The sequence below is a fragment of the Nocardia sp. CA-084685 genome, from assembly GCF_050955785.1.
Classification (GTDB): Bacteria; Actinomycetota; Actinomycetes; order Mycobacteriales; family Mycobacteriaceae; genus Nocardia.
Genome location: NZ_CP192094.1, coordinates 4,598,512 through 4,612,705 on the forward strand (window position 1 = coordinate 4,598,512; position 14,194 = coordinate 4,612,705).

Sequence of the window (14,194 nt, forward strand, 5' to 3'; positions counted from 1 at the left end):
CATCTCTGACGTCTCAGGGTAGCTGGCTCGGCGGGTTACTACGTAGCCATACCGTAGATTCGCTCATCAGGCGGCACAGTCCGCACGAGGCAGAACACGTTCTCGGGGTCATCTCCGGCCCGCATCTGTGGTAACCACTCGCGGTTGGCACCGTAGTTCTCGCATTCTCGATCCAACACTCGTCGTCCGTTTCTCGGCGCGCTCATTCACTCAATGCTCGAAGAGGCAACTTCATGCCATTGCGGGGTGCGTCAACTCCACAGTGGCGCAGTGGGATACGGCCAACGCAGTATTGCTTGTCACCTGCCACGAGATGGCCGGAATCGAGCATGGGTATGGGCCGTCGAACTGCCCGCACGGCCTCCGAGCCATTCACCTCGTCGGTCGGCGCTCTTCGCACCTTGTCCCTCGCCCGGACATAGAGTGCTGCCGTGGACGTGGTGGTCGTTGTGGGAGTCGTCGTCGGTGCGGTAATCGTCGTTCTGGGAGTGGTCGCCGTGCACTGGTATCTGTGGCGGCGGCTGGTATGGGATACGACGGAGCGCGGGTCGACCGCTCGCCGGGTGGGTACCGGCGTGATCGTCGCGGGGACAGCACTTTTGATCGGTGCATTCGCGTCCGAATCGGCCGGTGTTCCGTTTCGGATCACCCAGATCATCGCCTGGCCCGGCTATATGTGGGGCGCGCTTTTCGTCTATCTCGTGCTGTGGCTGTTGGTGGGTGAGCTGGTGCGGCCGCTTTTGCGGCGTTGGATGGCGCATTCGAGGACGGCTGATGACATTGCGGCAACCGTGGCCGCGGATCATCCCGCGCCGGTTTCGCGGCGACTCTTCGTCTCTCGGGCGGTAGGCGCGGCGGCGAGCCTGGCGGCGGTGAGCACGGTCGGCTACGGCACCCATAGCGTGCTGACCGGCCCGCGAGTAAAGCAGTTGACGGTGCCGCTGGCCAATCTGCCACGCGCCGCGCACGGCTACCGGATCGCCGTGGTCAGCGATATCCATCTCGGTCCGATTCTGGGCCGAGGATTCGCCGAGCGGGTGGTGGAGACGATCAACGACACCCAACCGGATCTCATTGCCGTAGTGGGGGATCTGGTCGACGGTAGCGTCGAACACCTGCGCTCGGCGGTCGAACCACTTGCCCGGTTGCAGGCACGACACGGCGCCTATTTCGTCACCGGCAACCACGAATACTTCTCCGGTGCCGAGCAGTGGATCGAGCATGTGCAGGAGCTCGGACTGCGGCTGCTGGCGAACAGCCGCACCGAGCTGCCGTATTTCGACCTAGCCGGGGTCAACGATATTCAGGGCGAAAGCATCGGACAGGGACCGGATTTCACCGCCGCGCTCGGCGACCGTGATCTCACGCGTACCGCGGTGCTGTTGGCGCATCAGCCAGTGCAGATCCACGAGGCGGTCGAATTCGGCGTCGACCTGCAACTATCCGGCCACACCCACGGCGGCCAGTTATGGCCCGGCAATTATCTTGCTGGCCTTGCCAATCCGACCGTCGCGGGCCTGGACCGCTACGGCGACACCCAGTTATACGTCAGCCGCGGCGCGGGCGCGTGGGGACCCCCGGTCCGCGTCGGCGCACCCTCCGATATCACCGTGATCGAGCTCGCGTCGAAACAGGCGTGACACCCAACGTGCTGCCACGCCACCGTCGACCCAACCGAGATCAGGCGAGATCGAACCGGTCGTTGTCGACCACCTTGACCCACGCGGCGACGAAGTCGTTCACGAACCTCTCTGCGGCGTCGCGCTGCGCATAAACCTCGGAGATCGCGCGCAGCACCGAATGCGAACCGAAGATGAGGTCGTTGGCGGTGGCCGTCCACTTGGGCTGGCCCGAGGACCGGTCGAAACCGTCGTAGACGTTCTCCGCGGACTCGGACGGCTTCCATTCCGTGCGCATGTCGAGCAGGTTGACGAAGAAGTCATTCGTCAGCAGGCCCGGACGCTCGGTGAGCACACCGTGCTTGCTGCCGTTGTAATTGGCGCCAAGGGCGCGCAGGCCGCCGACCAGGACTGTCATCTCCGGAGCCGTCACGTCGAGCATGTAGGCGCGGTCGAGCAGCAGACGCTCGAGCGGAGCCTTCTCGCCGGAGCGCACATAGTTGCGGAAACCGTCCGCCCGCGGTTCGAGCACCGCGAACGATTCCACATCGGTGTTGTCCTGCGTGGCGTCGGTCCGCCCGGGTGTGAACGGTACCGTGATGTCGTGGCCGGCGTCCTTGGCCGCCTTCTGCACCGCCGCTGACCCGGCGAGGATGATCAAGTCGGCCAGCGACACCTTCTTGCCGCCGGCGGCCGAATCGTTGAACTCCTGCTGGATCTGCTCGAGCACGGGAAGTACCTTCGCCAACTCAGCGGGTTCGTTGATCTCCCAATCCTTTTGGGGCGCGAGCCGAATCCGGGCGCCATTGGCACCGCCGCGCTTATCGGTGCTGCGGTAGCTCGCCGCCGCCGCCCACGCGGTTTTGACCAGCTGCGTGACCGAGAGGCCGGAGTCGAGGACATTGCGCCCGAGGGCCGCGATGTCCTGTTCATCGATCAGTTCATGATCGACGGCCGGAACCGGATCCTGCCACAGCTGCGGCTCGGGAATCCATGGCCCGAGGTACCGGCTGAGCGGTCCCATATCACGGTGCAGCAGCTTGTACCACGCCTTGGCGAACGCCTCGGACAGTTCCTCGGGGTGATCCAGCCAGCGGCGGGTGATCTCCCGATAGATCGGATCTTCCCGCAGAGACAGGTCCGTGGTCAGCATGGTCGGGGTTCTGGCGGGCCCGCCGAACGGATCCGGAATGGCGCCCTCCCCCCCACCGTCCTTCGGCTTCCACTGCCACGCCCCGGCCGGGCTCTTGGTCAGCTCCCACTCGTAGCCGTACAGGTTCTGCAGGAAGCCGTTGTCCCACTTGGTCGGAGTGGCGGTCCAGACGACCTCGAGACCGCTGGTGATGGCGTCCTTACCCTTGCCGGTGCCGTAGGAACTCTTCCAGCCCAGGCCCTGCTGCTCGAGTGGGGCCGCTTCGGGTTCGGGACCGACCAGGTCGGCATCGCCGGCCCCGTGGGTCTTGCCGAAACTGTGGCCGCCGACGATCAGTGCGGCGGTCTCCTCGTCGTTCATCGCCATCCGCCCGAACGTCTCTCGGATGTCGCGCGCGGCGGCCACTGGATCCGGGCGGCCGTTGGGCCCCTCCGGATTCACATAGATCAGGCCCATCTGGACAGCGCCGAAAGGCTTCGCCAGCTCCCGGTCACCGTTGTAGCGCTCATCGCCGAGCCAGGTGTCCTCCGGGCCCCAGTACACCTCCTCCGGCTCCCAGATGTCGGGGCGGCCGAAACCGAAGCCGAAGGTCTGGAAACCCATCGATTCAAGAGCGACATTGCCGGCGAATACCAACAGGTCGGCCCAGGAGACCTTATTGCCGTACTTCTGCTTGACCGGCCACAGCAGCCGACGAGCCTTGTCCAGGCTGGCGTTGTCCGGCCAGCTGTTGAGCGGCGCGAAGCGCTGTGCGCCCTGACCGCCGCCACCGCGCCCGTCGGCGATTCGGTACGTGCCCGCCGCATGCCAGCTCATCCGGATGAACAGACCACCGTAGTTGCCGTAGTCCGCGGGCCACCAGTCCTGCGAGTCGGTCAGGACCGCGGCGACATCGGCCTTCAGAGCGTCGACATCGAGTTTTTTGAACTCTTCGGCATAGTTGAAGTCCTCGCCGAGCGGGTTGGACTTGGACGAATGTGCGTGCAGCATCGAGACATCGATCTGCTCGGGCCACCAGTCCTTGTTGGTGCGTGGGCGATGGTCGGTCTTCGGAGTCGGGGACGGGATGGCCGGGTTCTCGCTCTCGCTTGCGCTTCGAGTTCCGGTCTCAGGAGTGGGCGGGCGGCTGTCGGATGTCATGACATTCCTTCCTGATCAGGTAAGCGGGCTGCGGTCGGGACATGATCAATCGGCGTGGGATGCGGCGCAATCAGGACACATGCCCCAGTAGATGACCTCGGCCTCATCGATGGCGAAGCCGCGGTCGTCGGACGCGGTCAAGCACGGGGCCTCGCCGACCGCGCAGTCGACATCGGCGATCGATCCGCAGCCCCGGCATACGAGGTGATGGTGATTGTCACCGACCCGTGTTTCGTACCGCGCGACCGAGCCGGACGGTTGAATGCATCGAAGCAGACCTGCGGCGGTGAGCACGCGCAACGAGTCGTACACCGCCTGGTGCGACACCGCTGACAGGCGAGATCGCACGGCGCGGATGATCGAATCCGTGTCGGCATGTGGATGGTCGTGCACCGCACTCAACACCGCGATACGCGGAGCGGTCACGCGAAGCGAAACTCCCCGCAGCAGCTGCTGGAATTCCGTGGCCGTGGACACGCCCAGGAGTCTCGTCCGCTTTCTGGAACGAGTCAAGCATCGCCGCGTCGTCGGGAGTGCCGGCAACCTTGACGCGCCGCAGGCTGTCCTGCGTCAAGAAGTTGGCAGGATCTCGGTGCTCATGAGGTTTACGCCAGAACGCGACATGCTCGAGCGCGCGATCGACGCCGCCGAGATCTCGCCCGAACTCGCCGTCGGCGCGACGCTCGATGCCCTACTCGGTCCGCTCGTCTATTGCGCTCTGACCGGGGCGAGCATTACTCGCGCTCTCACCAGCAGCCTGGTCGAGGACCTGCTGAAACCTCGCGCGAGAGAACCCTCCGATATTGCGGTGAAATAGCTATCAAGCGGTGTATGAGCCAAGCATTTGCCCTGAAATGCGATATTGTCCGAAAGCAAGAAGGTAGCCGGGATTGATCCTGTTCAGTGTCGTTCGCCTGGGAGCATCCGAAAATGGAACGAATGGAAGTGTGGTGAAGACCAAGAAGCTCCTGGCGTCTGCGATCTTGGCCATTGCGGCCACCGGAACAACCACCGCTATGGCCAACGGTCAGGCCGAGGTGGTCTCGGACGTCACCGTCGGCGTGAATGCGGGCCCCGTCGCCTACACCACCACCCTCGCCGCCGATCACACCAGCGCGCTGGTCCGGCTGGCCTCCGGCAGATTCGAGCTCGGCCCCGACGCGGTCGGCGTGATTGCGGACGACGGCACCGTCCTCGGCGCCATTCCGACGACGTTGCAGGCCCAGACCGGCCAGACCTTCAACCTCACGCCGGCGCTGGACAACACCGGCACGGAATTGACGCTGACCCCGGCGTCGGCCCCCGCGCCCGGGCTGCACCAGGCGCAGGGATCCTTCGCCGTCGTCGAGGTCGGCGAGATGATCGGTTGTGTCATCGGCATTCTCATCGGGATCTGGTTCTTCCTGGTGGGTGCCATCATCGGCTGTGCGGTCGGTGCGATCATCGGCCAGTTCATCGGCTAGGGCTCCCCCGTCGGCTGGGGCTTCGCCTCCGCCAACTGAGCTGCCCTGCAGCCGGCGTCTCCTGTAGAGAACTTCCTCCCGTAGACAGACTCAGCCGACGTCCCCACAATGCATTCCTTCGCATCCCACGAAGCGACTCGGCGGCTCACCGTTCCGGAACGAACTCAGTGCGCAAAGGACAGTTCGGGGGTTCGAGCGATGAGAAGGCGCCGCACCTTGCCGTCGGCATCGAGCTGTGCGGTGGCGTTGAAGGAAGCTTCGAACGCCCCGTCGCGGGTTGTCCGGCCGAGTACCAACTCGTAATCACCCACGACCGCACCGGTGTCGATGTGATGGACCAGCGTGCTCTTCTCGCGCTGCGCCAAGTAGCCGACCAACCCCTCGCGGTCTCCCACGAATTCGGCGGACTGCCCGGCACCTTTGGAGAACTGCACCGACATCGCGAAGTCGCCCGAGATCATGCCGAGCACGCGATCGGGATCGTCCGAATCCATGTATTCGAACCACCTGGCCAGCACCGGTGGCGCCGCAATCATCGTCAGAGCCCTTTCTCGACAGCGAAATCTGTTGGTATCAGCGCGAATTCGGTGCTGAATGCTACCTGGTAGCGATCGATCAGCCCGTCGGCATTGATATGCATCGCGCCGACGAAGTAACCGGTTGTCGTCACGCCGTTCTCGGTGACGGCGCCGTGCGCGAACTCCACACCGTTGTCCGCGGCCACCCGCAACAGCCGGTGCTTGCGGTTCACCTTCGGCCGGCCCTCCAGGTACTCGAGCATGGCCGCGCGACCGTGTCCGAGGTTCACTCCAGTGGGCAGCAGCATCGCGAACTGGACGTCTTCGGCGAGTAGCGCCACCGCGTCGTCCAGTCGCCCGTTGTCCAAGGTTGCGTAGTAGCCCTCGATGGCCAAATTCATGAAATGAACTTAGTTCAGTAACTCCCTTCTTGTCCAGGCTTCGGCGCGATACGCTCGCCCTATCAAACTGAACTCAATTTAGGTAGGTGAGATGTTCACATCCGCGATAGAACTGCCATGGCCCCGCACGGATCCACCTGCGCTGACGCCCGGACCGGAGCAGTCGGAGCTGCGCGCGGCCATCCGAGGCCTACTCGCCAAACACAGCGGAATCGAGCAAGTGCGAACGGTCGCTTCCACCGAACTCGGCTATTCACCGCAGCTGTGGAAAACACTGGTCAACGAAATGTCGGTGACCACGCTGACAGTCCCCGAAGGCCGCGGCGGCCTCGGCTACGGGATGGTCGAGATGGGGATCGTGCTCGAGGAATGCGGGCGCGCGCTCGCATGCGAGCCGGTGTACACCTCGGCAGTCCTCGGCGTCCACGCATTGCTCTCGGCGGATCCCATCCAGGACGCGGACCTGCTCGCCGGAGTTCTCGACGGAAGCCTACTGGCGACGGTCAGCGCCTTGTCCGCCGCCACTGATCACGTACATGCGGAGTCGACGCCGACCGGGTGGCTATTGCACGGCACTGCTACCCACCTGATGAGCGGCGGAAATACCGATGTGGCCGTTGTTTCGGCGCAATGCCCGGACGGACGCCGGCTGTTCGCTACCCAACCGGGCGCATCGCTCGTCCGAACCGAGCGTCGCGTACTCGACCCCACCCGCCGTCGAGCCGATCTCACCTTCGATCGATGTCCAGCGATCGCGCTCACCGACGTCGATGCCGCCGAGGCGACCGCCGCACGGCTGGGCGAACTGGCAACGCTGGCGCTGGCATGTGAGAACACCGGCATTGTCGACCGCCTGCTCGAAATGACCGTGGAGTACGTGCGGACCCGGCACCAGTTCGGTCGTCCCATCGGCTCGTTCCAGGCCGTCAAACATCGGCTGGCCGATCTGCTGGTCACTCTCGAACGCGCTCGATCGGCCTCCCGGTATGCGGCGGCTATTTATGCGCAGGACCCGCGATCGGCCTCGTTGGCCGTGGCGGTCGCCGGCGCCGTGTGCACCGATGCGGCGGTGCACGCGGCGGCAGAAGCGATCCAGTTGCACGGTGGTGTCGGTTTCACCTGGGAACACCCCGCCCACTCCTACTTCCGCAGGGCAATGGGAAACGAAGCGCTACAGGGTGATTCACGTGCGCACAGAGCGCGAATCGCCACCCTGATCGGTATCTGAACCAATCAACGGCGCCAGCGCTGTTGACGCGGAGCGGTCGGCTAGGTAAAACTGAATTGAATCCAGTTCAAGTTCAAGAAAGAGGTTCGAGATGGTGGACACCGACCACATCGTGTTGGAGAAGGACGGTGACGTCGCACGCGTGTGGCTCAACCGCCCGCACAAGAAGAACGCCGTCACAGTCGAACTTCTGCACCGACTCGACGAAATCATCGTCGAGGTCGATAAAGACCCGGAGCTCAAGATCCTCGTGCTACGCGGCCGCGGCAATACGTTCTGCTCGGGCTTCGACCTGGACGAACTGCTCGCCAACTACGTCGGCAGCACCAACGCGATGGATGTCGCGGTGCTCTCGGCCAAGGTGTGCGACCGCCTGTACTCGATGAACACGCCGTCCCTGGCGGTCCTCGAGGGGCATGTGACGGCCGGTGGATTCGAGCTGATGATCTCCTGTGACTTCGCTGTGGCATCCGAGGACGCACTGATCGGCGACTTCCACATTCGCCGTGCGCTTTTCGGTGGCGCGGGTCCGATCTACCGGTTGCCCCGCATGATCGGTATCCGCAAGACCAAGGAACTGATGCTGACCGGAAAGCTGCTGTCCGGCAAGCAAGCCGTGGACTTCGATCTGATCAACGCTTCGGCGCCAGCGGCCGAACTCGATGAACTGGTCGCCGAGTTCATCGCACCGATCGTCGACAAGAGCCCGTTCACCATGAAGCTCACGAAGATGACCATCGACCGCGGTCTGGATGCGGACATCCAATCGCTCATGGTGATGGAGCATCTCGCGGTGGGCAATGCCCTGCAGTCCGAGGACGCACGCGAGGGCGTGAACGCATTCCTCGAGAAGCGCGAACCGAAATGGGTCGGTCGCTGAACGACGCCGCTGGCGTACGACTCGAAGAGGAGATCGACATGGGCGAGCACGCAACGTCGGTGCTAGAAGGTAGCCGGTGCACGGTCTGTGACACGGTCGCATATCCGGCAACCACCATGTGCGCACGATGCGTCCAGCCGACGGCCATCGCAACGGAATTGAGCACGCGGGGCGTGGTGTGGGCCTACACCGTGCAACGGTTCCCGCCGAAGTCACCACCGTATATCCCTCCTGCCGACGGCTTTTCCCCATTCGCGGTGGGCTATGTCGAACTTCCGGAAGGTATTCGCATTCAGGCAATCCTGGAATGCGAGGACTTCACCGAGTTGGACCGGGCACCGGTGCACCTCGTCGGTACCGCACCGGTGCCCCGGTTCGCGGTCGTTCCACAGCAAAGAGAAGCGCAGTGACACAAACAGTTTCGATCATCGGAGCCGGGCTGTCGAAGTTCGGCAGGCAGCCCGGCATCACCGGACGTCAGATGGCGGTCAGCGCGATCGCCGCCGCGCTCGACGATGCCGGGGTGACCTGGCCCGATATCGAAGTGGCCTTCGGCGGTAGCGACGGTTCGGGACTCGCCGACACGCTCGTCGCCGAACTCGGTTTCACCGGAATACCTTTCAGCAATGTGAAGAATGGCTGCGCCACCGGTGGCAGCGCACTGTTCTCGGCGGTCAATGCGGTCCGTTCCGGAACCGCCGAAATCGCGCTGGCGGTCGGATTCGATAAACACCCGCGCGGAGCCTTCGATCCAACACCCGCCGAATGGGGACTGTCCGAGGGATACGGTTCGGCCGGGCTCATGGTCACCACGCAGTTCTTCGGCGCCAAGATCGGCCGATATATGCGCCAATACGGGATTTCCGGCACGACCTTGGCGAAGGTTGCCGAAAAGGCGTATCGAAACGGCGGCCTGAACCCGAATGCCTGGCGACGTGAAGCGATCTCGGCCGACGAGATCGCCGCCGCCGATATGGTGAACGACCCGTTGACGCGATATATGTTCTGCTCTCCGGGCGAGGGCGGGGCCGCCATCATCGTCGCCACCGAGGCCGCGGTCCGGCGACTCGGCGGTCGCCCGGTCCGGTTGCGCGCGATCAGCCACCGCACCCGCCGATTCGGCTCTTTCGAAGTATTCAGCCCGGCCATCCAAGGCGGGGGTGAACCGACCAGTGTGAGCGCCGACACGGCCGCGGCCGCCTTCGAACAGGCCGGCATCTCCCCCGCCGATGTCGACGTCGCGCAATTACAGGACACCGAGAGCGGTGCCGAGATCATGCATATGGCCGAATGCGGCTTCTGCGAGCACGGCGAACAGGAGTCGATGATCGCGGCAGGCGACACCGAGATCGGCGGGCGGCTGCCGGTCAATACCGACGGTGGCTGCATCGCCAACGGTGAACCCATCGGCGCATCCGGTCTGCGCCAGGTGCACGAGATAGTCACCCAGTTGCGTGGCGAAGCCGGGGATCGGCAGGTACCCGGAGCGCCGCAGGTCGGCTTCACGCACGTGTACGGGGCGCCAGGAATCAGCGCCTGCACCGTGCTTTCGGTGTGAGATAACAACACTTTTCGAGGTGAATCAGTGACCACACAGACACTTCCCGACCTTGTCCGCTTCACCGACGAGGCCCTCGCCTGGTTGAGCAGTGTGGCAGCTCCCCGAGCGGAATCGGTCTGGGGTTCGGGTTCGGATTCGGTAGCCGTTTTCGAGAGTTGGAACGCCGAGGAGGAACGCGCGCATACCGACCGGATCCGCGAGTACGAGCGCGCCAAATTCGACGCGGGCTGGGGCGCACTGAACTGGCCCGAGACCTACGGCGGGCGCGGTCTGCCGCTGTCGTACGTCCTCGCCTTCCGGCGCGCCGAAGCGGCTTTCGATGTGCCGCGGCGCACCGAAATGTTCTCGGTGACACAGCAACTCGTCGCTCCCACTATCGAGCAGTGGGGCACCGACGAGCAGCGGTCACGCTATGTCCGGGCCATGCTGCGCACGGATATCATTGCCTGCCAATTGTTCTCGGAGACCGAGGCCGGTTCCGATCTGGCCGCGGTACGGACGCGCGCCGTCCGATCCACCGATGGCACATGGACGCTCGACGGCCACAAGGTGTGGACCTCGGGCGCGCGGGTCTCCGATATCGGCGTCGCCGTATGCCGAACCGATAGCTCGGCAGCGAAACACGCCGGGCTCACTGTCTTCCTGGTGCCGATGACCAGTCCCGGGGTGACCGTTCGCCCGATCCGGCAGATGACCGGTGGCAGCTCGTTCAACGAGGTCTTCCTCGATGGCGTCCGACTCGACGACAGCTACCGGCTCGGACCGGTGGGCCAGGGCTGGCCGGTAGCGCTCACGGTATTGGCCGCCGAACGTCTCGACGGCGGCAACCTCGGTCTGGCGAACGCCGATCAGGCGGTGGCGCTGGCCCAGCATCTCGGACGGGAGCTGACCGAGATCGAACGCGATAAGGTCGCCGACCTCGTGATACGCAGCTATCTACAGCGAATCGGCAATATGCGGGTGGCGGCCGCCGTCGTCGCGGGCAAGGACCCGGGACCTGAGGCCTCGATCGGGAAACTACTGGCCACCGACACGATGGCTCGCACGTCCGAGGTGGTGCGCCTGCTACTCGGGCAAGACCTCACTGTGGACTCCGGTCGCTGGGGAACCTTCGCGTGGTCCGAGCACATTCTCGGCGCGCCCGGCTATCGGATCGCCGGGGGAACCGACGAGATTCAGCACAACATCATCGCCGAGCGAGTTCTCGGACTACCGAGGGAGCCACGCCCATGAATTCAGGTAGCGATTCCGCGGGGGATCGGGCGACGGGTGGGCACGGCAACCTCGAACAACGGGTCCGTACCCGGTTGCAGGCGGACCTCGACGTCCTGGTCACCGCGTTCGAGCCGCTGCTCGGCGGACATTCCGGCTTGACGTACCGGGTGCGAACGACCGGCGGAGACTTCGTTGTCAAGGCAGTTCCCGAAGGACAGCAGGCCATCGGCCGACACGACATGCTGCGGCAGGCCCGGATCATGCAGGCCTTGGCGCACACGCCTGTTCCCGTACCAGTAATCGTTGCGATCGACGACGTCGAACCCGCCTGGTTCGCCATGGAATTCGTAGCCGGGCAAGCATTGGAACCGGTACTGGACGATCCGGCCGTCGAACCCGGCTTGGCTGCGGCCCGGATGCGGCGCGCCGCGGAAATTCTGCCGCGCCTGCACGCGATAGATCCGAACACCGTGTCCGGTATACAAGCACCACTCACGCCGGGCGACGAGCTCGCCCGCTGGGCACGCACCCTCGGCGCGGTCCCGCCCGACCTTGTCGCCGGTGGCGACCGACTGCTCGAACTGCTCGGCCGGACCACCCCCGAACCGACCGCACCGACACTGGTACATGGTGATTACCGCCTCGGAAACATCATCTCCGACGGCGTCGAACCGGTGGCGTTGATCGATTGGGAGATCTGGAGCGCCGGCGACCCTCGCGTCGAATTGGGCTGGTTCCTCGTCTTCGCCGATAGCAGCAACTTTCCCGGCGTCGGCCGGGACGTGCCCGGGCTGCCTTCGGCGCAAGAGTTGATCGACCTCTACGTCGGCGACGGGCCCGCGCTCACCGATATGACGTGGTTCGACGCGCTGGGGCGCCTGAAGATGGCGGCGATCATGGGCCACAACCTGCGCCGCCATCGCGAAGGTCGGCACTACGACCCCGATCAGGAAAAGCTGCCGGCCACCATCAACCGCCTGATCGAGACCGGAACCGCGCTACTCGCCGCTTGATATCGACCGCACCAGTTCAGGAGCCGCACCGTGGATTTCTCCTACTCCCCCCGCACGCAGGATCTGCTCGGCAAACTCGAATCCTTCATGGACGAGTACGTCTATCCGGCGGAGCAGGTGTTCGACGCCCAGATCGCGGCGAACGACAACCCCCATGAGCAGCCGCAGGTCATGCGCGATATGCAGGTCAAGGCCCGCGAATCAGGTCTGTGGAATCTGTTCATGACCCACGACGGGCTCGGCGCCGGACTCACCAATCTGGAGTACGCGCCATTGGCCGAGGTAGTCGGTCGATCCATCATCGGCAACGAAGCCATCAACTGCTCGGCTCCCGACACCGGGAATATGGAAATTCTGGCCATGTACGGGACCGAGAAACAGCGCCAGCTTTGGCTGAAACCATTGTTGGACTGCACTATTCGCTCCGCATTCGCGATGACCGAACCCGCGGTGGCCAGTTCCGACGCCACCAACATCACCTCCACGATCGTCCGCGACGGCGACGAGTACGTCCTCAACGGCCGCAAGTGGTACACCTCCGGCATTCTCGATCCGGACTGCAAACTCATCATCTTCATGGGCAAATCGGATCCGCAGGCACCCACATATCGCCAGCAGAGCATGATTCTGGTCCCCCGTGACACCCCGGGAATCGAAGTGCTGCGCGATCTTCCGATGTTCGGCTTCCATGACCGGCTCGGCCACGGCGAAGTCCAGTTCACCGATGTCCGCGTCCCCGCCGAGAACATGCTCGGTGCCGAAGGTGACGGATTCGCCATCGCCCAGGGCCGGTTGGGACCGGGCCGAATGCATTATGCGATGCGCGCCATCGGCATGGCCGAGCGGGCGCTGGACATGATGTGCCAACGCTCTCTGGAGCGCATCGCATTCGGCGGTCCACTGGCCGATCGCGGGGTCGTACGCGAGTGGATTGCCCGCAGCCGCATCGAGATCGACCAGATCCGCCTGCTTGTCCTGAAGTCGGCCTGGCTCATCGACAACTACGGGAACGCCGCCGCTCGATCGGAAGTCGCCGCCATCAAGGTTTCGGCAATGGAGGTGGCGCACACCGTCGTCGACCGCGCGGTGCAGACCTACGGTGCCGCCGGCGTCAGTGACGACACCGTCCTGGCCCGCCTGTACGCCATCACCCGGGCGCTGCAGATCGCCGACGGTCCCAACGAAGTACACCTGCGTACCATCGCCCGCCTCGAATTGAAGAAGCACAAATGAGCACAACGGAATTGACCGGAAAGGTCGCCTTGGTCACCGGCGCCAGCCGCGGCCTCGGACTGGCGATCGCGCGCGGACTGCGGGACGCGGGCTGCACGGTTATCGTGTCCAGCCGCAAACGCGACGCCTGCGAGCAGGCCGTTGCCGCACTCGGCGACGGCGAAGGGCCGGGCAGCGCGCACCCATTCGAATTGCATGTGGGCAAATGGGATTCGATCGAACCGGCCGTGGATCGTATCATCGCCGATTTCGGCAGTCTCGATATCGTCGTGAACAACGCGGGTATCGCACCGCTGGCCGACAATCTGCTGTCGGTCTCGGAAGGGTTGTGGGACAAGACCATCGAGGTCAACCTGAAGGGCCCGTTTCGCCTGATGGCGGTTGCCGGTGCCCGGATGGCCGCCGCCGGTGGCGGGTCGATCATCAATATCTCGAGTATCGGGGCCGTCCGGCCGAGTCCGCCCGAGGCGATGTACGCGGCGGCCAAGAACGGGCTCAACGCATTGACCATGGCGTTCGCTCAGGAATACGCGCCCACTGTGCGCGTCAATTGCGTGATGCCGGGCGGATTCGCGACAGATATGGCCGAGAACTGGGATGAGGAGTTCGTCGGGAAGATCATCGATCGCCTGCCCGCGGGCCGGCTGGGGCGGCCGGAGGAAATCGCCGGTCTGGTCACCCATTTGGCGAGTGCCGCCGCCGGTTACACCACCGGTGCGATCATCCCCGTCGATGGCGGCCGGACCGCGGTGTACTGATATGCGAAACGA

15 protein-coding genes are annotated in these 14,194 nt (G+C 64.4%); 11 read left to right on the forward strand and 4 right to left on the reverse strand.

Going from position 1 to position 14,194, the window contains the following annotated elements:
- Positions 1 to 431: 431 nt before the first annotated feature.
- Positions 432 to 1,640, forward strand: coding sequence for a metallophosphoesterase (locus ACQP2U_RS20865; RefSeq protein WP_433716199.1), 1,209 nt, complete (start codon positions 432 to 434; stop codon positions 1,638 to 1,640).
- 40 nt (positions 1,641 to 1,680) lie between these two features.
- Here the strand turns inward: ACQP2U_RS20865 and katG are convergent, their stop codons facing one another.
- Both katG and ACQP2U_RS20875 read right to left on the reverse strand, forming a co-directional pair.
- Complete coding sequence (katG, locus tag ACQP2U_RS20870) at positions 1,681 to 3,912, reverse strand: catalase/peroxidase HPI (RefSeq protein WP_433716200.1); 2,232 nt, start codon at positions 3,910 to 3,912, stop codon at positions 1,681 to 1,683.
- 45 nt (positions 3,913 to 3,957) lie between these two features.
- Positions 3,958 to 4,389 (reverse strand): Fur family transcriptional regulator, encoded by a 432-nt coding sequence (locus ACQP2U_RS20875; protein ID WP_397029892.1) that lies wholly within the window; start codon positions 4,387 to 4,389, stop codon positions 3,958 to 3,960.
- 121 nt (positions 4,390 to 4,510) lie between these two features.
- On the opposite strand from ACQP2U_RS20875, the gene ACQP2U_RS20880 reads away from it, so the two are divergent.
- Both ACQP2U_RS20880 and ACQP2U_RS20885 read left to right on the forward strand, forming a co-directional pair.
- On the forward strand, positions 4,511 to 4,729 hold the full coding sequence (locus ACQP2U_RS20880; protein ID WP_433716201.1) for a hypothetical protein: 219 nt from the start codon (positions 4,511 to 4,513) through the stop codon (positions 4,727 to 4,729).
- 133 nt (positions 4,730 to 4,862) lie between these two features.
- On the forward strand, positions 4,863 to 5,375 hold the full coding sequence (locus tag ACQP2U_RS20885) for a hypothetical protein (RefSeq protein ID WP_433716202.1): 513 nt from the start codon (positions 4,863 to 4,865) through the stop codon (positions 5,373 to 5,375).
- A 164-nt stretch (positions 5,376 to 5,539) separates the two neighbouring features.
- On the opposite strand, the gene ACQP2U_RS20890 is transcribed toward ACQP2U_RS20885, so the two are convergent.
- Positions 5,540 to 5,911 carry a hypothetical protein gene (locus tag ACQP2U_RS20890; RefSeq protein ID WP_433716203.1) on the reverse strand — a complete coding sequence of 124 codons (372 nt, stop codon included), beginning with the start codon at positions 5,909 to 5,911 and terminating at the stop codon, positions 5,540 to 5,542.
- Between the two features lie 2 nt (positions 5,912 to 5,913).
- Complete coding sequence (locus ACQP2U_RS20895; RefSeq protein ID WP_433716204.1) at positions 5,914 to 6,294, reverse strand: nuclear transport factor 2 family protein; 381 nt, start codon at positions 6,292 to 6,294, stop codon at positions 5,914 to 5,916.
- 91 nt (positions 6,295 to 6,385) lie between these two features.
- On the opposite strand from ACQP2U_RS20895, the gene ACQP2U_RS20900 reads away from it, so the two are divergent.
- The 8 genes from ACQP2U_RS20900 to ACQP2U_RS20935 all read left to right on the forward strand — a co-directional run bounded on the left by ACQP2U_RS20900 (position 6,386) and on the right by ACQP2U_RS20935 (position 14,182).
- Positions 6,386 to 7,522: an acyl-CoA dehydrogenase family protein gene (locus ACQP2U_RS20900; protein ID WP_433716205.1), complete on the forward strand. Its 1,137-nt coding sequence runs from the start codon at positions 6,386 to 6,388 to the stop codon at positions 7,520 to 7,522.
- 91 nt (positions 7,523 to 7,613) lie between these two features.
- Complete coding sequence (locus tag ACQP2U_RS20905) at positions 7,614 to 8,402, forward strand: enoyl-CoA hydratase/isomerase family protein (RefSeq protein ID WP_397029882.1); 789 nt, start codon at positions 7,614 to 7,616, stop codon at positions 8,400 to 8,402.
- 38 nt (positions 8,403 to 8,440) lie between these two features.
- Entirely contained in the window at positions 8,441 to 8,812 is a 372-nt protein-coding gene (locus tag ACQP2U_RS20910; protein WP_433716206.1) for a Zn-ribbon domain-containing OB-fold protein, read from the forward strand.
- Positions 8,809 to 9,960: a thiolase family protein gene (locus tag ACQP2U_RS20915; protein WP_433716207.1), complete on the forward strand. Its 1,152-nt coding sequence runs from the start codon at positions 8,809 to 8,811 to the stop codon at positions 9,958 to 9,960. Before ACQP2U_RS20910 ends, ACQP2U_RS20915 begins: the two co-directional genes overlap by 4 nt.
- Before the next feature lie 27 nt (positions 9,961 to 9,987).
- Entirely contained in the window at positions 9,988 to 11,196 is a 1,209-nt protein-coding gene (locus ACQP2U_RS20920; RefSeq protein ID WP_433716208.1) for an acyl-CoA dehydrogenase family protein, read from the forward strand.
- The gene (locus ACQP2U_RS20925; RefSeq protein ID WP_433716209.1) at positions 11,193 to 12,191 is read left to right on the forward strand and encodes a phosphotransferase family protein; all 999 of its coding nucleotides are present in this window, start codon (positions 11,193 to 11,195) and stop codon (positions 12,189 to 12,191) included. Before ACQP2U_RS20920 ends, ACQP2U_RS20925 begins: the two co-directional genes overlap by 4 nt.
- A 30-nt stretch (positions 12,192 to 12,221) precedes the next feature.
- Positions 12,222 to 13,424, forward strand: coding sequence for an acyl-CoA dehydrogenase family protein (locus ACQP2U_RS20930; protein WP_397085348.1), 1,203 nt, complete (start codon positions 12,222 to 12,224; stop codon positions 13,422 to 13,424).
- Positions 13,421 to 14,182 (forward strand): SDR family NAD(P)-dependent oxidoreductase, encoded by a 762-nt coding sequence (locus tag ACQP2U_RS20935; RefSeq protein ID WP_397051966.1) that lies wholly within the window; start codon positions 13,421 to 13,423, stop codon positions 14,180 to 14,182. Before ACQP2U_RS20930 ends, ACQP2U_RS20935 begins: the two co-directional genes overlap by 4 nt.
- Positions 14,183 to 14,194 lie beyond the last annotated feature (12 nt).